General features: G+C 62.5%; 16 protein-coding genes. 14 read left to right on the forward strand and 2 right to left on the reverse strand.

The features are described from left to right. Positions 1–110: 110 nt before the first annotated feature. The 6 genes from J2R78_RS28170 to tenA all read left to right on the forward strand — a co-directional run bounded on the left by J2R78_RS28170 (position 111) and on the right by tenA (position 6,731). On the forward strand, positions 111–1,151 hold the full coding sequence (locus J2R78_RS28170) for a 2-keto-3-deoxygluconate permease (protein ID WP_092090551.1): 1,041 nt from the start codon (positions 111–113) through the stop codon (positions 1,149–1,151). Positions 1,152–1,180: 29 nt separating this feature from the next. Next, positions 1,181–2,488, forward strand: a complete 1,308-nt coding sequence (locus J2R78_RS28175) for a four-carbon acid sugar kinase family protein (protein ID WP_253607639.1) — start codon at positions 1,181–1,183, stop codon at positions 2,486–2,488. Next, positions 2,485–3,483 (forward strand): 4-hydroxythreonine-4-phosphate dehydrogenase PdxA, encoded by a 999-nt coding sequence (gene pdxA, locus J2R78_RS28180; protein ID WP_253607640.1) that lies wholly within the window; start codon positions 2,485–2,487, stop codon positions 3,481–3,483. Before J2R78_RS28175 ends, pdxA begins: the two co-directional genes overlap by 4 nt. Positions 3,484–3,634: 151 nt before the next feature. Next, a complete protein-coding gene (locus J2R78_RS28185) occupies positions 3,635–4,402 on the forward strand; it encodes a DeoR/GlpR family DNA-binding transcription regulator (protein WP_076834264.1) in 768 nt (255 codons plus the stop codon). A 140-nt stretch (positions 4,403–4,542) separates the two neighbouring features. Further along, a complete protein-coding gene (locus J2R78_RS28190) occupies positions 4,543–5,349 on the forward strand; it encodes a C13 family peptidase (RefSeq protein ID WP_253607641.1) in 807 nt (268 codons plus the stop codon). A 707-nt stretch (positions 5,350–6,056) separates the two neighbouring features. Further along, positions 6,057–6,731 (forward strand): thiaminase II, encoded by a 675-nt coding sequence (gene tenA / locus J2R78_RS28195; protein WP_253609929.1) that lies wholly within the window; start codon positions 6,057–6,059, stop codon positions 6,729–6,731. A gap of 572 nt (positions 6,732–7,303) precedes the next feature. On the opposite strand, the gene J2R78_RS28200 is transcribed toward tenA, so the two are convergent. Continuing rightward, complete coding sequence (locus J2R78_RS28200; protein ID WP_253607642.1) at positions 7,304–8,803, reverse strand: CoA-acylating methylmalonate-semialdehyde dehydrogenase; 1,500 nt, start codon at positions 8,801–8,803, stop codon at positions 7,304–7,306. Positions 8,804–8,835: 32 nt separating this feature from the next. Next, the gene (locus J2R78_RS28205) at positions 8,836–10,464 is read right to left on the reverse strand and encodes a GMC family oxidoreductase (RefSeq protein WP_253607643.1); all 1,629 of its coding nucleotides are present in this window, start codon (positions 10,462–10,464) and stop codon (positions 8,836–8,838) included. A gap of 109 nt (positions 10,465–10,573) precedes the next feature. Here J2R78_RS28205 and J2R78_RS28210 point away from each other — a divergent pair, with 109 nt between their 5' ends. The 8 genes from J2R78_RS28210 (at position 10,574) to urtE (ending at position 18,593) form a co-directional block, all read left to right on the forward strand. Further along, the gene (locus J2R78_RS28210) at positions 10,574–11,464 is read left to right on the forward strand and encodes a LysR family transcriptional regulator (RefSeq protein WP_256558673.1); all 891 of its coding nucleotides are present in this window, start codon (positions 10,574–10,576) and stop codon (positions 11,462–11,464) included. 196 nt (positions 11,465–11,660) lie between these two features. Beyond that, the gene (locus J2R78_RS28215; RefSeq protein ID WP_253609930.1) at positions 11,661–12,812 is read left to right on the forward strand and encodes a transporter substrate-binding domain-containing protein; all 1,152 of its coding nucleotides are present in this window, start codon (positions 11,661–11,663) and stop codon (positions 12,810–12,812) included. Positions 12,813–12,827: 15 nt separating this feature from the next. Then, the gene (locus J2R78_RS28220; protein ID WP_092083068.1) at positions 12,828–13,418 is read left to right on the forward strand and encodes an ANTAR domain-containing response regulator; all 591 of its coding nucleotides are present in this window, start codon (positions 12,828–12,830) and stop codon (positions 13,416–13,418) included. A gap of 343 nt (positions 13,419–13,761) precedes the next feature. Continuing rightward, positions 13,762–15,012 carry a transporter substrate-binding domain-containing protein gene (locus J2R78_RS28225; protein ID WP_253607645.1) on the forward strand — a complete coding sequence of 417 codons (1,251 nt, stop codon included), beginning with the start codon at positions 13,762–13,764 and terminating at the stop codon, positions 15,010–15,012. Positions 15,013–15,089: 77 nt separating this feature from the next. Next, positions 15,090–15,983 carry an urea ABC transporter permease subunit UrtB gene (gene urtB, locus J2R78_RS28230; RefSeq protein ID WP_253607646.1) on the forward strand — a complete coding sequence of 298 codons (894 nt, stop codon included), beginning with the start codon at positions 15,090–15,092 and terminating at the stop codon, positions 15,981–15,983. Between the two features lie 5 nt (positions 15,984–15,988). Then, a complete protein-coding gene (gene urtC / locus J2R78_RS28235; protein WP_253607647.1) occupies positions 15,989–17,146 on the forward strand; it encodes an urea ABC transporter permease subunit UrtC in 1,158 nt (385 codons plus the stop codon). A 2-nt stretch (positions 17,147–17,148) separates the two neighbouring features. After that, complete coding sequence (urtD, locus tag J2R78_RS28240) at positions 17,149–17,898, forward strand: urea ABC transporter ATP-binding protein UrtD (protein WP_253607648.1); 750 nt, start codon at positions 17,149–17,151, stop codon at positions 17,896–17,898. Then, positions 17,895–18,593: an urea ABC transporter ATP-binding subunit UrtE gene (urtE, locus tag J2R78_RS28245; RefSeq protein ID WP_253607649.1), complete on the forward strand. Its 699-nt coding sequence runs from the start codon at positions 17,895–17,897 to the stop codon at positions 18,591–18,593. The genes urtD and urtE overlap by 4 nt, the downstream gene beginning before the upstream one ends. The last annotated feature ends 15 nt before the right edge of the window (positions 18,594–18,608 follow it).

Genomic DNA, 18,608 nt, shown 5'->3' on the forward strand with positions numbered 1-18,608 from the left:
TAGGTCTTGAATGCTGCGCGATATGAGCATATACGGCCAGCGTTTGCTCGTTTTTATAGCAAAACGCGCAAAATGATCGGAAGTGCGCGGTGTGCGGGAGGACAACAGAAATGCAGGTTCCAATTAAGCGGGCGATCGAGAGCGTGCCGGGCGGGATGATGGTGGTCCCTCTGTTGGTCGGGGCGCTTATTGCGACCTTCTTTCCCGATACCCCGAAGTTTTTTGGCTCCTTCACCGGCGCACTGTTCTCTGGCGCGCTGACAATTCTCGCCGTGTTCTACGTTTGCATGGGCGCGAGCATCGACTTCCGCGCGACCCCCTACATTGTGAAGAAGGGCGGCACCCTGCTGATCGTGAAGGTTGGCGTGGCCGTTGTCCTCGGCCTGATCTTCGGCCGCATTTTGGGAGAGACGCCGGTCGCAGCTGGCATGTTCGCGGGTGTCTCGACGCTCGCGATCGTCGCCGCCATGAACGACACCAATGGCGGTCTCTATATGGCGTTGATGGGCCAATATGGACGTCCGCGTGACGTCGGCGCCTATACCGTCATGTCGCTGGAGAGCGGTCCTTTCCTCACCATGATCACTTTGGGCGTCGCCGGCCTCTCGGCATTTCCATGGCAGACCCTCGTGGGCGCTATCCTGCCTCTGGTGGTGGGTATGATCATCGGCAATCTCGACAGAGAGATGCGCGACTTCCTGAGCCGCGCGGTGCCTGTGATGATCCCGTTCTTCGCCTTCGCGCTCGGCGCCGGCCTCGATCTGTCGAAGGTTTGGCAGGCCGGCCTGCTCGGCCTCGGCATGGGAGTGGCCGTGGTGGTTGTGACCGGCATCCCGCTGTTCCTCGCCGATCGCATCACTGGCGGGAATGGTGTCGCGGGTGTTGCGGCGGCCTCGACGGCCGGTAATGCGGCGGCCGTCCCGGCGATTGTCGCCGCGGCGAATCCAGCCTATGCGGACGCGGCGCGGCCTGCGACTATCCTCGTCGCGGCCTGCGTCGTGGTTACCGCAATCCTCGTGCCGATCGTCACCGCCTGGACAGCCCGCGTTGTTGGTCGCGACGTCGAGGAGCCTGCAGAAGAGAACAACGTGGCTTCTGCCGGCAAGATGACCCCCGCGGCGCGCTCGGTTGTCACTGAGGCAAGTCACTGAGGCAAAGTCACTGAAGCAGGTCGCTGAAGATGGCCCCTAAAGCGTTTTCGAGCGAAGTGGATACCGGTTCGCGTCAAGAAAACGCGTCAAGCCAAAGCTGGCTGATCGTCGCTGACGATCTCACCGGCGCCGCGGACTGTGCGATCGCCTTCGGCAGAAGGGGGCGTGCAGCTGCGGTGACGTGGGGTGAGGTGACCGACGCGTCGGGCTACCAGCTGCCCGTCCTGGCCTACGATGCCGCGAGTCGAGGCCTTTCGGCCGGGGCCGCTGCAGCCCGCCATGCCGATGTGCTGGCGCGCCTTTGCGAAGGCGGACGTATTCTTTTCAAGAAGATTGACTCGACGCTGCGGGGGCAACCTGCAGCGGAGACTGCCGCCGCGCTTGCGCATCTCAAGTCACGGTCGGGTCCGGCCCTTGGCGTGTTCGCGCCGGCCTTTCCGGCCACCGGCCGGACCACCATCGACGGGCGTATCCTGGTCAGAGGCCGCCCCCTCGAGGAGGCCGAGGTCTGGCACCGCGACCACACCTACCCGAATGCCGATCTTGTCGACGTTCTCGCGACCGCGGGCGTTCGCGGTGAGAAGGTCAAGCTCGCTGCCGTGCGCGGTGGCGATCTCAAAGCCACGTTCGCGAGGCTCGCCTGGGAGGGCGACGTGGTCGCGGCCTGCGACGCCGAGACTGAACACGATCTGCGTTTGATCGCGGAGGCGAGCCTGCATGCATCGCCCGCAACCTTCTTCATCGGCAGCGCCGGCCTCGCGCACGCGCTGGCCGGCCTCGAAGTGAGCCATGGCGTCGAGCCGCTGCGCATTCCGACGAGCGCATCCGGCACCCTGATCGTGGTGGGCTCGCTCGCCGGCGCATCTCGCGCCGCCGCGCGCGAGCTGGAGGCGACCGGCACCGTGGCGCATTTCCCGGTCGCGCCGGAGACGCTGCTCAACGATGGTGCCGGCCGGGCGGCGCTCGCCGCGGACGTGATGAAACGACTTGCCGGCGGCGGCGATACACTGGTTGAGATCATGATGGATGATCACCCCGACATGTCGCTCGGCCCGCAGCTCGCCAAGGGGCTCGCCGACGCTCTTGAGGCCGTCGCACCCGCGATCGGCGCCTTCGCTGCGACCGGCGGCGAAACCGCCGCGGCGATGCTGTCGCGCTTCGGCGTCAACGGCATCCGTCTTGCCGACGAAATCGAGCCGGGCGTGTCGCTCGGCCTTACTCTTGGCCGATTGTCTGTTCCGATCGCCACCAAAGCGGGCGCGTTCGGTGACGAGAACAGCCTCATCCGCATCAGCGAGCGGCTTCGCGCCGTCCGAACCAGAGGAAGTTTCATATGACTCGTCCGACCATTGCGATCACCATGGGAGATCCGGCCGGTATCGGGCCCGAGGTGATCATGAAGGCGCTGGCGCAGCCGCAGGTGCAGGCGATCTGCAATGCGCTGGTGATCGGCGACTCCAACCGTCTGCGCAAGGCCGGTCAGATCGTCGGCGTGCCGCTTGAGGTCGATGCGTTGAGCGACGCAAAGCAGGTGAATTTTGCGTCGAAGGCCGTGCAGTGCGTTGACCTGAAGCTGGTGCCGGACGATCTGCCGTTCGGCAAGGTGTCGGCGACGGCAGGTGAGGCGGCATATCGCTACATCGAGAAAGCCGTGCAGGTGGTGCAGGCAGGGCTCGCGCAGGGCATCTGCACCGCGCCGCTTTCCAAGGAAGCGCTGCATGCGGCCGGCCACAAATATCCCGGCCATACCGAGCTCCTGGCGCATCTGACCGGCACGCCGGAAGTATCGATGATGCTGGTGTCGCCGAAACTCCGCGTCATTCACGTGACCACGCATATCGGCCTGCTCGATGCGATCGAGAAGATCGAGCCCGGCCTCGTCGAGCGTGTCATCGCACGCGGGCATGACGTGCTGGTGCGTGCCGGCGTCGCCAATCCGAAGATCGGCGTCTGCGCCATCAATCCGCATGCCGGCGAGAACGGGTTGTTCGGTCGCGGCGAGGAAGCCGCGAAGATCGCGCCGGCCGTGGAAGCCTGTCAGCGCAGGGGCTGGGACGTGCACGGCCCCCTGCCTGCCGACACGCTGTTCTTCCTGGCCGGCCGCGGCGACTACGACATGGTGGTCGCGATGTATCACGATCAGGGCCATGGACCCATCAAGGTGCTGGGGCTGGAAGCCGGTGTGAACATCACTGTTGGTCTGCCGGTGATCCGCACCTCGGTCGATCACGGGACCGCCTTCGACATCGCGGGCAAGGGCATCGCCGACGAGCGCAGCCTGATCGAAGCGCTGCGGCAGGCAGTCGATCTCGCGCCGAAGAAGGCGGCTTGAGGGGGCTGCGCGGGCTCCTCAGGATGAGGAGCGAGATGCGCGTTAAGCGCAGACATTGCGCGGCCGATGCATCGTGGTATCCATCGGCCGTGCCGCGAAGCCGATACGGTCGAGCTCGGCTGACGGCAATGGATCCGGGGGCTGAGGTTCGATGTCGATGCGCAGCAAGGAGCGTCACGCTCGTCTGTTGGAAGCACTGAACGCGGGAGAGATCGATGTCGACGATCTCGCGCGGCGCTTCGACGTTTCCGCTTCCACCGTGCGGCGCGACTTGCAGCATCTTTCCAAGAACAATGCCGTGCGCCGCACCTATGGCGGCGCCATTCTCACCGCCCACGCGAACGAGACAACGCTCGAGCAGCGCCTCGCGGTTCAGGGCAAACAGAAGCAGGCGATCGCGCGCGCGGCGATCGATCTGATCGAGGATGGCGACACGCTGATTCTCGATGCCGGCTCGACGGTCGCAGCCTTCGGCCGACTGCTGCAGCATCGGCGGCTGCGCATCATCACCAACAATCTTGCGCTGCTGCCCTTCTTCGCCAAGGCTCCGAGCATAGAGCTTGTGGTGTTGGGCGGCGCGCTGCGCACCACCAGCATGAGCACCATGGGGCCGCTCGCCAATGAGGCGTTGCGGCGCATGACCGCGGACCGCGCCGTCATGAGCGCCGACGGCGTGGTGAATGGCCGTGGCCTGTGCGAAGCGGATCTCGAACAGGTCGCACTGAAGTCGCTGATGATGCAGCAGTCGAAGGAAGTCATCGTTCTCGCCGACGCCAGCAAGCTCGGCCGCGCCGAACAGATGGCCTGGGCGCCGCTGCCGCCGCGCTGGACTCTGGTGACCGATGTCGGCGCATCTGAGGAGCAGTGCAAGCGTCTCGCCGATGCGGGAGCGCGCGTGATCGTTGCCGGCGTTCGCTGAGCCGGCATCGCAAGTTTTCGCGTGATCGGAGAAAAATATCGACCGAGGCGGGGTTGCGGTAAGGAATCGCTGAACCGGGGCGCAATGCCGTCAACTTGAATCGCCATATGCTAGGTGGCGATCACCAAACGAGGTTCGCCATGGCGTGCAAGTCTTGGAGTGGTTCTTGGAACGGCACTTGGATCGGCACTTGGATCAGTTCTTGGATCAGCTCTTGGATCAGCCGGCTTGGCGCGCCGCTCGTCGCTTTTGTTTTGACCGTCGCGCCGTTGGCTTCGCCGGTGCACGCCGTTGAGGACGCTCGCAAGGTGAGCGTGGTGTCGTTCGGCCTTTTCGGCGATCAGGGCGTGTTTAGAAGCGAGGCGACCGGCGCAGCACAGGTCGTAGCGGGTCGTTTCGGGAGCGGCCCAGTCAACGTGCAATTCAATTCGAAGCAAGGCGGAGGTGCAACGATTGAAGGCCTGGCTAAGTCCTTGCAGGCGGCGGCCAATGGGATGGACGCCGCGAATGATGTTCTGTTCTTGATTCTCACCTCGCACGGCTCCCCCGACGGGCTTGCAATCAAAGCCGGGCGGCTTACGCAAACGCTCACGCCGTCCCATCTCGCCGCCATGCTGGCGCGGACCGGCATGCGATACAAGGTGGTGGTCATCTCTGCCTGTTATTCCGGGGTCTTTATCCCTCGTCTCGCGAACCCCGATACGTTGGTCATCACCGCGGCCGATGCCGACCATTCATCGTTCGGCTGTCGGGACAAAGCCAAGTGGACCTACTTCGGCAACGCCTTTTTCAATGTCGCACTCCGGCAAGCCAGAAGCCTGAAGAACGCCTTTGTTGTTGCACGCTCGCTCGTCCAGCAGCGAGAACTGCGCGCTCGCTTCGAGCCGTCGAATCCCCTGATGGCAGGCGGCGCAAACGTGCAGCCGTTGCTCATTGCGCGTCCTTGAGGACCGTCCGCGTTTGCGGCCTGCGCCTGTGGGTGCCGTCAACCTCGTCCATGTTGATCTGGTCACCGCATCGCGCCGCATGTCTGCTACTGGCCCTTAGCGGGCTTGATTGGCGTTATGGCTGACTTCCGCTTTGCCGGAGATAGCCGACTTCACCGCCAAAGGGAGAGACTGCTGCTGTCGGTGCCTCTCCGTCGGCCGAAGGCGAGGATCGTGGATGGCACTGTCGCGTCCACTCATCAGCAGGTGAGCTTGCCTGACGCCGTTGCGAACTTTCGTGTGAACGAAGACAGCACGTATCTGGTGCGGTCGTCGCGCTGCGGGCAACGAGAACGAAGTAAGCTATTGATCTCGTTGGCGGGCCCGGCAGGACTCGAACCTGCAACCAGACCGTTATGAGCGTGGGACAATCGTCGCCGCTGTAAAGTTTCCTGCCTTTTCGTCGAATTCGACCACGTTCGCCGCCCTTCGTGCGGGTTGCTATTGGCGCGAAACTGGTGCGGAATGTCTGTGGTCGAATCTTGGACCAGGACGTTGCGTTCTGTAGGTGATAGCGTGAGAACGCACTCAAGCCCAGCGATCGACGGCAAGCGACCTCCATACGGCAGCGTGCCGGCAGATCGCCGCGGCCGGCCAAGGTCAGCCTCACAATGCAGGCTATGGGAAGCAATCAAAAGCGGTTCATGACAAGCCAGGCGAAACATAACGTGAGTTTCTGGGAGCGTCTAAAGACAGAGGCATCTGCTGAGTGGCGCGCCTACACCGAGCATCCCTTCACGAACGGATTGGCGGACGGCTCGCTCGCCGAACCGGCATTTCGTTATTATCTTGCTCAGGATTACTTGTTCCTCATCGAGTTCGCGCGCGCCTACGCGCTCTCGGTCTACAAATCGCCCAAGCTTGCCGACATGCGTGAAGCAGCGGCCGGTCTTTCGGCCATCCTTGATGTCGAGATGAACCTTCATGTGACACTCTGTGCCGGTTGGGGTCTGTCCCCAAGCGACCTTGAACAGACCCCTCCGGCGGCCGAGATGCTAGCCTATACTCGCTATGTGCTGGATGCTGGAATGCGCGGCGATCTGCTGGCGCTCAAAGTGGCGCTGGCCCCATGCGTGATCGGGTACGCGGAGATCGCGAAGCGGCTGGCTGCACAACCCGATGCGAACGCTGCGACGAACCCCTATCGCGTGTGGATTGCCGAGTACGCTGGCAAGCCATACCAAGAGGTCGCGGCGAAAGCGGGAGCACACTTGGAACGTCTCGCTGATCTCTACGCCACCCCGGCCCGCGAGGCAGAGCTGATTGCGATCTTCAAGGAAGCTACTCGTCTCGAGGCAGATTTCTGGGAGATGGGCTGGCGCGCGGGCCAGCGTGTCGAATAGCGCTTCGGAAATTGTCAGGCTTATAACCTGAAGGTCATCGGTTCAAATTTGTTGGCAAAGCTATCCGCAGGTTTGGTCTCAACTGGGCTCTCTTTGATGATTTTGGACACTTGGCCACGCTGAAGAGCACGGGTGGTCCCGAAATGCACTTTGCAGTGCGGCTCGGCTTTGCAACGCTTTGAAATCGCAGCAAATGCGAACGCTCCAACCTGCCTCCGATGACGTTCGCGTCATCGGATCCGGCGCCGAATCGGCCACGGGAGCTGAATCAAAATCAATCGCGGATGGCAGGCCTCAAGTGCCGACCATCATCTTTCGTGGCATCGCCACACCACGGTGCATCCCAACAACGGCGACCGGAGCATCCATCGGTCCGCCAAAAGCGGGTGTCCGACAACGAAGGTACTTCGCGGACGAGTACCGCACGGCCGATACCCCCACCTGTGAACTTTCTGACGACGCGCCAATGTTGGCTATGAACCTTCAGCTGCTGCTAGTCGATCAACGGTGATGCCCGCATCAGGTGCCTGTAGCTCACGTCTTGGTTGCCTCGCTATTTGGTCGCTTGCCCTTCATCCCAACGTTGGCATCACGTACTCCGCGCCACTGCGAATACCAGTCGGCCAGCGCGTCGTAATTGTCTTCAACCTGGTATAGAACCGCACGCCTTCTGGTCCGTGCATGTGGTGATCGCCGAACAGGGAGGCTTTCCAGCCACCAAATGAATGGAAAGCCATCGGAACAGGAATCGGCACATTGATGCCGACCATCCCGACCTGGATCTGGTTGGCAAACTCGCGTGCCGCGTCGCCGTCGCGCGTAAAGATCGCGGTGCCATTGCCGAACTGGTGCGCGTTGATCAGGGCGGCGGCCTCGTCATAGGACGAAGCGCGCACGACCGCGAGGACCGGTCCGAAGATCTCTTCGCGGTAGATCGTCATGTCGGGTGTGACGCGATCGAACAGTGTGCCGCCTATGAAGTAGCCATTCTCGTAACCCTGGCGGCGAAATTCACGACCGTCCACCAGCAGCGTCGCACCTTCGGCGACGCCGGCATCAATGTAGCCTCGCACCTTGTCGCGATGTTGCTGGCTGACAAGCGGACCCATCTCGCTCTCCGGGTCCATGCCTGGACCGATGTTCAACGCATGAATCCGGGGTACGAGCTTTTCGATCAGGGTCTTTGCCGTCGTCTCGCCGACAGGGACCGCAACCGAAATCGCCATGCAGCGTTCGCCGGCCGAGCCATAGGCCGCGCCCATGAGCGCGTCGACAGCCTGGTCCATGTCGGCATCCGGCATGATGATCATATGGTTCTTGGCACCGCCCAGGGCCTGGCAGCGCTTTCCGTGCAGAGTTGCAGTTTCGTGGATCGATCGTGCGACAGGTGTCGAGCCAACGAAGCTCACCGCTGCGACATCAGGATGCGTCAACAGCGCGTCGACCGCTTGTTTGTCGCCGTGAACGACGTTGAACACGCCGTCCGGCAGCCCGGCCTCTTTCAACCATTGCGCCAGGAGGATGGACGCGGAGGGAACCTTCTCGGAGGGTTTCAGGATGAATGTGTTGCCGCAGGCAAGTGCCACCGGAAACATCCACATCGGAACCATCGCCGGGAAATTGAACGGCGTGATGCCCGCGACGACCCCGAGCGGCTGGCGGAACGAATGACTGTCGACGCGCGTGCCGACGTTCTCGGTGATCTCGCCCTTCAAAAGCTGTGGGGCGCCGGTGGCAAACTCCACGACTTCCATTCCGCGCTGTACTTCTCCCTTTGCGTCGGAAAAAACCTTGCCATGCTCTGACGTGATCACGGCCGCGAGCTCATCGAGCCGTTCCTCGAGGATACGGAGGAAACGATTGAGGATGCGCGCGCGCCGCAGCGGCGGAGACTTGGCCCAGTCGGGAAAGGCGGTCCGTGCGGCCGCGACCGCCGAAGCGACCTCGTCGGCGCCGGCAAGCGGCACGGTCCCGGATTGCTCGCCTGTCGCAGGATTGTAGATCGGCGCGGCACGGCCGTGCAAAGACGCGACCGGGGCGCCATTGATGAAATGCGGAACGGGATGGGTCATTTGCGGAGTCTCCTCGATGAAACGAATGGCGGCTAGGCGATGCGGGACCGATGCGCGTCGTCGAGCACCATGCTGGCGCCCTTGCGCGCGATCATTGCGGTTGGGGTGTTGGTATTTCCCGATGTGATGGTGGGCATGATCGAGGCGTCGATGACCCGGAGCCCGTCGATGCCTCGCATGCGAAGGCGCGCGTCAAGCGGTGACAGCGGATCCGCCTCGGGCCCCATCCTGATGGTGCCGACCGGATGAAAGATGGTCGTGCCAATGTCGCCGGCAGCGTGCGCGAGTGACACGTCATCGTCGGCGACGTACGGGCCGGGCAGAAATTCCTCGGGTGCGTAACGAGCGAGCGCCGGCTGGCGCATCAGCGTGCGGGTGACCCGAATGGCGTCCGCCGCGACGAGCCGGTCCTCGGGCGTGGCAAGATAATTTGGCGCGATGCGTGGCGGGGCATTGGGGCTGCTGGACTCGATCCGGACCGTGCCCCGTGATGTCGGCCGAAGATTGCAGGCGGCGACCGTGATCGCAGGAAAGCGGTGCAGCGGTTCGCCGAACTTGTCGAGCGAGAGAGGCTGGATGTGAAACTGGATATTGGCTCTCTCATGCGTGGGGCTCGATCGGGTGAAGATGCCGAGCTGTGAAGGCGCCATGGTGAGCGGGCCGCGCCGGCGGAAGACGTAGTCGAGCCCCATGAGGGCGCGGCGGCCAAGCGAATGGTACGTTTCGTTCAATGTGCGAATGCCGCTGACCTTGTAGATCGCGCGCTGCTGAAGATGATCCTGCAGGTTGTGTCCGATGCCCGGACCATCAAGCGCAATCTCGATACCCAACGGGCGGAGCCAGTCGGCGGGTCCTACGCCGGAGCGATGCAGGATCTGCACGGAGCCGAGCGCGCCGGCACACAAGATGACTTCCCGCTTGGCAGCGACATCGACGGATTGACCGTCTCGGACCAGACGCAGGCCGGTCACGCGACGGTTTTCGATACGGAGCCTGTCCACGCAGACATTGGTCTCGAGGCGGAGGTTTGGTCGGCTCAAGGCCGGCTTCAAAAAGCCTCGCGCAGAGGACCATCGTCGTCCGCGCTTCTGGTTGACGTGGAAGTAGCCGGCGCCCTCGTTGTCACCGGTGTTGAAATCCAGGCTGCGCGAAATGCCCATGTCCTCGGCGGCCGTCGCCACGGCGTCGAGAACCGGCCACGACACGCGCGGCGGCTCGATCCGCCAGCCGCCTCCCGTGCCGTGGAGGTCGCTCGCGCCCATGAAGTGATCTTCGAGATTGCGAAATTCCGGCAGCACATCATCCCAGCCCCAGCCCTCCAAGCCGAGCTGACGCCATCCGTCGTAGTCCGCTGCCTGGCCGCGCATCGAGATCATCGCATTGATCGCGGACGAGCCGCCGATCACCTTGCCGCGGGGATAGGCCAGCGCGCGTCCATTCAATCCCGGCTCCGGGTCCGTCTTGAACATCCAGTCGGCGCGCGGATTTCCGATGGCAAACAGATAGCCGACCGGAATGTGAAACCAGATCCAGTTGTCCCTCCCGCCTGCTTCGAGCAGAAGGACGCGGTTGCGCGGGTCTTCGGACAGCCGGTTTGCGACGATGCAGCCTGCGGTGCCTGCACCGACAACCGCATAGTCAAAATCCCCGTCGATCCGCATCAGGCCTCTCTTCTCTCTCCGCGCAATGTTGCCGCTGGATGGCATGGCGGATTTGTGCTCTCAATGCCCGAAACTGCGACTTCTATTTGCAAAAATGCGAGAGCCCCGAATGGATTGGGATGATCTGCGAGTCTTCCTCCAGGTGACGCGGAGCGGCCGGATGTCCGAGGCCGCGAAACTGCTCGGCATCGACGATTCAACGGTCGGACGTCGTGTCCTCCGCCTCGAGCGGTCGGTCGGGATGCCGTTGGTCGAAAGGGCGGGGCGGCGGACGGCGGTGACCGAGCATGGCCGCCGGCTCGCGGACATCACGGAGGAACTGGAGTCGATCATCCTGCGCGACATCGCCGGACTGGCCGATACGCAATCAGTGGTGAATGGGCGCGTTCGGATTGGTGCGCCCGAAGGGCTGGGGGCCGGATATCTTGGCAGCAAGATCTTCCTGTTGTCCGCCGCGCATCCCGAGCTCGAAATCGAACTGGTCGCCTTGCCGCGGACCTATTCGTTGGCGGCACGCGAGGTCGACATCGCCATCACGCTTGACCGGCCGGTGGCGGGACAGGTCGCGGCTCAAAAGCTGACCGACTACACGCTCGACCTCTATGGTTCGGATATCTACTTCCAGCGGATGGGCCGTCCGAGGTCACTGCAGGATCTCAGGAAGCACGTCTTCGTCGGATACATCGCCGAGCTCCTTTTTACCCAGCAGCTCAACTTTCTTGACCTGGGTGACGGTGTGGAAGTCGTGCCGACGATCCGCACCAGCAGTGTGATCGCACAGGTCGACGCGGTGGTCAGCGGCGCGGCTATCGGCGTCCTGCCGCGTTATCTCGCTCGCGAGCGACCGGGGTTGAAGCTTCTGCTCGGGGACAAATTCCAGGCAACGCGCAGCTACTGGATGTCTGTCCACGATGATACCCGTCGACTTCGCCGCGTCCGCGTGGTGCTCGAGGCGGTCGCTGCCGCGGTTCGGTCCGACCGCAGGTCCTTCCTGCGATGAATTGGACGCCCGTCGTATTTCGTGCGGCGGCTCGCATTCGTCATGGCCGAAGTTTTTACGGTTGCTGCATTGCAACGAGTCCCGGCCTCTGACATACTTTGGATGCGGCTCGCATGGTCGAGATCGCCCTGAACGCGAACAGTGTGGTTCTCGACCTCTGCTAAGGGGGACGGGGACCATTTTTTTTGGGTGAACGCTGATGGATATGGAGACTTGGCGCGTCGGTGTCTTGTTTTCTGAGACCGGAGTGACCGGTGCGATCGAGCGCACGCAGCGGGCGGCTACGCTTCTTGCGATCGATGAAATCAATGCCGCGGGCGGAGTCTGCGGACGGCGCATCGAGCCGGTGGCTTACGATCCCGCGTCGACACCGTCCCGCTACCGCGAGCTGACGGTGAAGTTGCTCGACGAGGATCGGGTGCGCGTCATCTTCGGCGGGCACATGTCGAGTACCCGAAAGGCGATGCTGCCGATCGTCGAAGCGCGGAGCGCGTTGATGTTCTATCCGACGCTCTACGAGGGCTTCGAGTATTCGCGCCACTGCATCTATACCGGCGCAGCTCCCAATCAGAATTCGGTTCAGCTGGTGGATTATCTCACCAGGAACCACGGCAGTCGCGTATTTCTGGTGGGGTCGAATTACGTCTACCCTTACGAATCGAACCGGATCATCGCGGACCTGTTTGCGGGTGCCGGAGGTCACTCGGTCGAAGAAATGTATGTGCCGCTCAATCTGACCGCCGGCCACATCGCAAAGATCCTCGACAGGGTGCGCGCCACCAGACCCGACGTGATCTACTCCACCATCGTCGGCGCCGGCATCGTGCCGTTCTACACCGCCTTCAAGGAGGCCGGATTTGACGGCCGGCAGCTTCCGATCGCCAGTCAATCGACCAGCGAGGCCGACGTCGTTCTCATGCGGCCCGATGTTGCCGAAGGCCACGTCACGGCGGCGCCATTCTTTCAGTCCGTCGATACGCCGGCGGCCCGCGCGTTCGTTGCGGCCTATCACAAGCGGGTGGGGAACGATTGGCCGGTGACGGCGCCGGCGGAAGCGGCTTACTTCTCGGTTCACCTCTTCGCGGCGGCATTGGAGCGCAGTCGTAGCGATCATCTCGAAGAGCTGCTGCGGTCGCTCTGGGAAGTGGAGTATGACGCGCCGCAAGGACCGGTCCGGATCGACGGTAACACCAACCACACGCATCTATGGCCGCGCGTGGCACGCGTCGATGCCACCGGAAATTATCGCGTCGTTCACGACGCCGGCGTGAGGGTGGCACCCGACCCGTTCATGCTGGAAGTCCGCTTCCAGCACGAATCGGGGAGTGCATGGGCACTGTCCTACTGAGCGAGGCCGAACTCCATGTCTGTCGCTCTTCTCAAGGACCTTCGCGATCTCGATGTCGCCGTGATTCATCCATTCGATGCCGATGGCGAACGGCTTGTCGAGCATCTGCGCCGCATCGGGTGCATGGCGAACCTGTTGTGGCCGGTGCCGCCGTCGGTGCCGCAGGGATGCGATATCGTCTTTCTCTCGATGGAAGACGAGGCGCGCGAGGAAATCGGGCAATTGCTGAGGTCGATGCCGAATCCGCCGCCGACCATCCTCGCCATTGTGAGCTACGAGAATCCATCGATGCTGCAAATGGTGCTCGAGAGCGGGGCGTTGTCCGTGATCGAGCGACCGATCAAGCCGTTTGGCTTGCTCACCAATCTCGCCATTGCCCGCAATCTCTGGCTGCAGCGGCAACGCCTTTTGAAGGAGGCGCGCAAGTACAAGAGGAAGGTTCTCGGCGATCAGAAGATCGCGCGCGCCAAGGCGATTCTGATGGCGGCAAACAATTTGAACGAGCAGGATGCCTACGCGAAGTTGCGTCAGGAGGCGATGGCGCAGCGTCTTCCGATCGACGAGATCGCGAACGCGGTCATTAATTCCGAAACGCTCTTGCGTTAGATAAAAAACGATGCTTGTATCCGGCAACATCTGAAACAGATGTTCCTGGCGCATCCCCTCAATCCTTGAGGCCATGTTCTAGGTGTGTAGCGCGCAAGCCGCGTTACACTGCGGCGATGAAGCCCGCCCAGTCCTCTGACCGAGGATGGTGCGGGTTTTTTGTTTGCCTGCTGACAAGGCCGTCAGCCCATTCACCTCGAGATGATCGTCACGTCGACATGTTTGTTCGACCGATGGCGCTCGCCTTGATCCCGGCGGGTGCTGGCGGAAGTTTGCCGGCGCGGGACGAAGGGAGACGGATGTTTTTCCGCTTTCATCGACTTTTGGAAACAGGGGAAGTTCTATGAACGTAAGTCGCCGTCATCTTCTGAAAGCCGCCGCACTCGGCTCGGCCAGTCTTGCCGCGCCGCAGATCGTGAGCCGTGCCTTTGCCGCCGAACCGATCAAGGTCGGCGCGCTCTATTCGCAAACAGGCAATCTGGCCGTGGCGGAGAAGCTTCTCGCCAACGGCGTCTCGATGGCCGTCGCCGAGATCAATGCCGCGGGCGGCGTGTTTGGTCGTCCCGTCGAGGTGGTCGTCGAGGACGGCGCGTCCGATCCGAAGACGTTCTCCGAAAAGGCCTCCAAGCTGATCGTCAAGGACAAGATCATGACGGTCTTTGGCTGCCACACCTCGGCGAGCCGCAAGGCTGTGCTGCCGATCTTCGAGAAGCGCGGTGCAATGCTGTTCTACCAGACCCATTACGAAGGCTTCGAGTGCTCGCGCAACGTGATCTATTCCGGCGCCGTGCCGAACCATCAGCTCGCGAACTACATCCCGTGGATCGTGAAGACCCTGGGCAAGAAGAAGTTCTTCATCGTCGGTTCGAACTACATCTACCCGCGCGAGATGGCCAAGGTCTCCAAGAAGCTGATCGAGGCCGCAGGCGCCCAATGGGTGGCCGACGAATATCTCGAGCTCGGCCATTCCGAGTGGGCGGTCATGGTGAAGAAGATCAAGGAGTCGGGCGCGGACGTGGTGCTGTCCAACGTCGTCGGCGACTCCATCATCGCATTCTATCGGGAATTCAAGAACCAGGGCATCTCGCAGACCGAGATTCCGATTTGCGCGACGGTGACGTCGGAGATCGAGATCGCCGCCATGGGCGCGGATTACGCCGCCGGCAGCTATACCTCGTTCCCGTATTTCATGTCGCTCGACATGCCCGGCAACAAGAGCTTCATCGAGCGTTTCCGCAAGTTCGTCAACGATCCGAAGCAGGTCACCTACCATTCGCTGGAAGCCGCCTATTTCCAGGTGTTCCTGTGGAAGCAGGCGGTGGAGAAGACCAAGGATCTCAGCGCACAGGGGATCCGGACCGGCATCGCCGGCGAGAGCTACGAGGCGCCCGGCGGCACGGTGACGATCGACGCCGACAATCTGCATTGCTGGCTGACCCCGCGCATCGGGCAGTGGCAGGCGGACGGCCAGAGCAAGGTGGTCGATGCCTATCCGCATCCGATCAAGCCGCTTCCGTACTTCGCCTATGGCGAAACCGAATCGAATCTCTTCTGCACCTCGAAGGGGCTCGATACGTCGAAGCTCAAGATCTGAGCTCATCATTCAACCCGTGAGGCGATCGCCGCCTCACGGACCCTCGCAGCGGCAGGTGCTGGATTGCGGTACGCCTCATGATCGACGTTCTTTTCATCGGCCTCAGCCTGGGCTCGATTCTACTGCTGGTCGCGCTCGGTCTTGCGATCACCTATGGCGCCATGGGCGTCATCAACATGGCGCATGGCGAGATCGTGATGGCGGGGGCCTACGTGGCCGTGCTCTCCGGGATCTGGTTGAAGACCAGCTTCTATGTGGCGTTACCGCTCGCATTTCTGGCCGCTGCAGCCCTTGGCTGGATCATCGAACGTCTGGTGGTGAGCCGCCTCTACGGACGGCTTCTCGATACGCTGCTTGCGACGTGGGGAGTCTCCATGCTGATTCAGCAGGCGATCCGGCTCGAGTTCGGTTTGACGTTCCTGGGAATCCACATCGACGGACTGGGGACCGGTCTGCAGAACGTCGCAGTGCCTGCTGAACTTCAGGGGGCGGTCAACATCGCGGGCGTCGAACTCAACGCCTATCGCGGCTTCATCGTGCTTGTGACCGTGGTGCTCACGGCGCTGACCTGGTTCATCATGTATCGGACCTCGCTCGGGATGAAGGTCCGCGCGATCATCCGCAACCCGAAAATGGCGGCCGCGTGCGGCATCGACGTGAGGAAGGTCAATGCGCTGACCTTCGCTTACGGTTCGGGATTGGCCGGTGTCGCCGGCGTCATGATGTCCGGGTTCAAGGGGGTCTCGCCCGATCTCGGCTCCAGCATGGTCGTGGACGGCTTCATGGTCGTGGTCACCGGCGGGCTTGGAAGCCTCGTCGGCACGATCATGGCGTCCGGACTTCTCGGCGAGACCAATGCGCTCGTCGCCGTGGCGACCAACGACATCCTGGCGCGTGCCGTGGTGTTCGCGGCCGTAATTCTCGTCATCGTTCTGAAGCCCGAAGGGCTCTTCTCGTTCAAACGGCGCTGAGCTCCATGACTCTCGATCGCAAGCTGACACTTTGCGCCTACGCGCTGTTCATCGCCGCAATTTTCGCGGTGCCGCTGTTCGTTGACGAATTCGGACTGAACCGGATCGCCAAGTTCCTCGTCTATGGCATGCTCGGCATCGCGATCGCGCTGTCGTGGGGTTATGCCGGTATCCTCAATCTCGGGCAGGGGCTCTTCTTCGGGCTCGGCGCGTACATGCTGGCCATGTCGTTGAAGCTGGCGAGTCCGACCAGCCTGCAGCAGGGCGCGGACAAGCCGGTGCCGGACTTCATGCTCTGGAATGCGGAGCCCGGCGCGCCGACCGACCTGTGCTGCATCAACAAGGCGTCGTTTCTCTGGCTGCCGTTCCAGCACCAGAGCGTCGGGCTCATCATGGGAATTGCGCTGCCGGTGATCGTGGCGGCGCTGCTGGGCATCATTGTATTCCGCAAGCGGATTGAAGGGCCCTTTGTCTCGATCATCACGCTGGCTCTGGTGCTCCTCGTCCGGCTCGTGCTGGTGGATGCGCAGCCGGTGACGGGTGGATTTAACGGGCTTACGGACCTGGCCTCGCTCGAGATCTTCGGCTTCGAGTTCGATCCTTACAGCAAGGGCACGTACTGGCTGGTAGCGAGTATCCTGACCGTGACTTTGGTGGCGACCCGCCTGATCGTGGAGACCCGGGCGGGTCTGGTGCTGCAGGCGGCGCGGGACGACCAGCGGCGCGTTCGCTACCTCGGCTTCGATGTCTCGCTCTACCAGACGTTCTTCTTCTGCGTGGCGGCGGCGATCGCCGGCCTGGCGGGCATGCTCTACGTGATCGTCGCGCAGTTTGCCTCGCCGACCTTCATGGATCTCGCCTTCTCCGTCACGATGGTGGTTTGGGCGGCCGTGGGTGGCCGTGCCTCGATCCTGGGCGCGTGCGTCGGAGCAATTCTGATCAATATGATGGAGGCCGGCATCAGTGAAACGGAGACGCTGGTCGGAGCCTGGAAAGCGATCATTGGCCTGGTCTTTGTGCTGACCGTGCTGTTCCTGCCTCGAGGTCTCGGTGGGCTCCTGCATGGTCTGATCGGACGGCTTGGCGCGGTCGCGCGCGGCAAGCCGCGTGTTGCTCACGTTCCGGTCTCCAGCGCGGCTGTCACCGAAACGAAGGAGGCTTGAGGATGTCGGCGGTCGCTATCACGATCGACGGACTCGGCGTGAACTTCGGTGGCTTCAAGGCGGTCGACAACGTCTCGCTGACCGTCGATGACGGGGAGCTTCGTGTTCTGCTCGGCGCGAACGGGGCCGGGAAGACCACGCTGATGGATCTGGTCAGCGGAAAGACACCGAGCACGGAAGGGCGCGTCTGGGTCTACGATACCGAGATCACAAACTGGCCTGAGCACCTGATCGCGCGTGCAGGTGTCGGCCGGAAATTTCAGATCCCGAGCGTCTTTCGCGACCTGACCGTGAAGCAGAATCTCCAGGTCGCGAGTTGCCGACGCACCAGCGTGATGGCGAACCTCGGTTTCGGCCATCCGGCGATCGCGCGCGAGAAGGTCGATCGCGCGATCGAGCTGATCGGGCTCCGTGACCAGATCAATACTGCCGCGGCCGATCTCAGCCATGGCCAGACGCAATGGCTCGAGCTCGGAATCCTGATGGTTCAGAACCCAAAAGTGATCCTGCTGGACGAGCCGACAGCCGGCATGACGCAAGCGGAAACGATGCGAACCGCGGAGATCATCAACGGCATGAAGGGGCAGCACACGATGCTCGTGGTCGAGCACGATATGGGCTTCGTGCGCGAGATTGCGCAGCGGATCACCGTTCTTCATCTCGGTCGCGTTCTGGCCGAGGGCGGGATTTCGGAGATCGAAGCGAACCCGAAGGTCCGCGCGGCCTATCTCGGATCAAAGGGGTTGTCGTGACGCTCCAGCTTTCCAATATCGACAGTTTCTATGGCCGTAGCCACGTTCTCCACGGCTTGTCGCTTACCATTCCGGCGGGACAGGTGACGAGCGTCGTGGGCCGGAACGGCACCGGCAAGACGACGCTTTTGAAGACAATCATGGCGCTGACGGATCACGCCGACGGGCGGATCGTCCTCAATGGCGATGATCTGTCGGCCAGGCCGACGCATTTGAGGGCCGCCGCCGGGATCGCCTACGTGCCGCAGGGGCGCGAGATCATCGCGGACTTCACGATACGGGAAAACATCCTGATGGGCTGCTTTGCCCGCCGCGACGGCAAGCGTGTGGTGCCGGACTTCATTGGGGAGCTGTTTCCCTATCTCATCGAGAACCTCGACCGGCCCGGCGGCTTGCTTTCCGGCGGGCAGCAGCAACAGCTCGCGATCGCCCGCGCGCTCGCAGCCGACCCGAAGGTGTTGCTGCTCGACGAGCCGAACGAGGGGATCCAGCCGTCGATTGTCGAGGAGATCGAGCGCATCATCGTTCGCCTCAATCGCGAGATGGGGCTCACCGTCGTCCTCGTCGAGCAGAACATCGACTTCGTTCGCTTTGCGTCTCACAGCTTCGCGATGCTCGAGAAGGGGCAGATCGTGGCGTCTGGGCCGATCGCCACTCTCACCGACACGCTCGTTCACGAGCACATGGCCGTCTGACGGCATCCTCCGGAG

Source organism: Bradyrhizobium sp. USDA 4538 (assembly GCF_024171045.1).
Lineage (GTDB): Bacteria > Pseudomonadota > Alphaproteobacteria > Rhizobiales > Xanthobacteraceae > Bradyrhizobium > Bradyrhizobium australafricanum.

What these genes read in the sequence shown, in the direction of transcription:
- J2R78_RS28170 (WP_092090551.1), top strand. Translation starts at nt 111, where the DNA reads ATGCAGGTTCCAATTAAGCGGGCGATCGAGAGCGTGCCGGGCGGGATG.
- J2R78_RS28175 (WP_253607639.1), top strand. Translation starts at nt 1,181, where the DNA reads ATGGCCCCTAAAGCGTTTTCGAGCGAAGTGGATACCGGTTCGCGTCAA.
- pdxA (WP_253607640.1), top strand. Translation starts at nt 2,485, where the DNA reads ATGACTCGTCCGACCATTGCGATCACCATGGGAGATCCGGCCGGTATC.
- J2R78_RS28185 (WP_076834264.1), top strand. Translation starts at nt 3,635, where the DNA reads ATGTCGATGCGCAGCAAGGAGCGTCACGCTCGTCTGTTGGAAGCACTG.
- J2R78_RS28190 (WP_253607641.1), top strand. Translation starts at nt 4,543, where the DNA reads ATGGCGTGCAAGTCTTGGAGTGGTTCTTGGAACGGCACTTGGATCGGC.
- J2R78_RS28200 (WP_253607642.1), bottom strand. Translation starts at nt 8,803, where the DNA reads ATGACCCATCCCGTTCCGCATTTCATCAATGGCGCCCCGGTCGCGTCT.
- J2R78_RS28205 (WP_253607643.1), bottom strand. Translation starts at nt 10,464, where the DNA reads ATGCGGATCGACGGGGATTTTGACTATGCGGTTGTCGGTGCAGGCACC.
- J2R78_RS28210 (WP_256558673.1), top strand. Translation starts at nt 10,574, where the DNA reads ATGGATTGGGATGATCTGCGAGTCTTCCTCCAGGTGACGCGGAGCGGC.
- J2R78_RS28220 (WP_092083068.1), top strand. Translation starts at nt 12,828, where the DNA reads ATGTCTGTCGCTCTTCTCAAGGACCTTCGCGATCTCGATGTCGCCGTG.
- J2R78_RS28225 (WP_253607645.1), top strand. Translation starts at nt 13,762, where the DNA reads ATGAACGTAAGTCGCCGTCATCTTCTGAAAGCCGCCGCACTCGGCTCG.
- urtB (WP_253607646.1), top strand. Translation starts at nt 15,090, where the DNA reads ATGATCGACGTTCTTTTCATCGGCCTCAGCCTGGGCTCGATTCTACTG.
- urtC (WP_253607647.1), top strand. Translation starts at nt 15,989, where the DNA reads ATGACTCTCGATCGCAAGCTGACACTTTGCGCCTACGCGCTGTTCATC.
- urtD (WP_253607648.1), top strand. Translation starts at nt 17,149, where the DNA reads ATGTCGGCGGTCGCTATCACGATCGACGGACTCGGCGTGAACTTCGGT.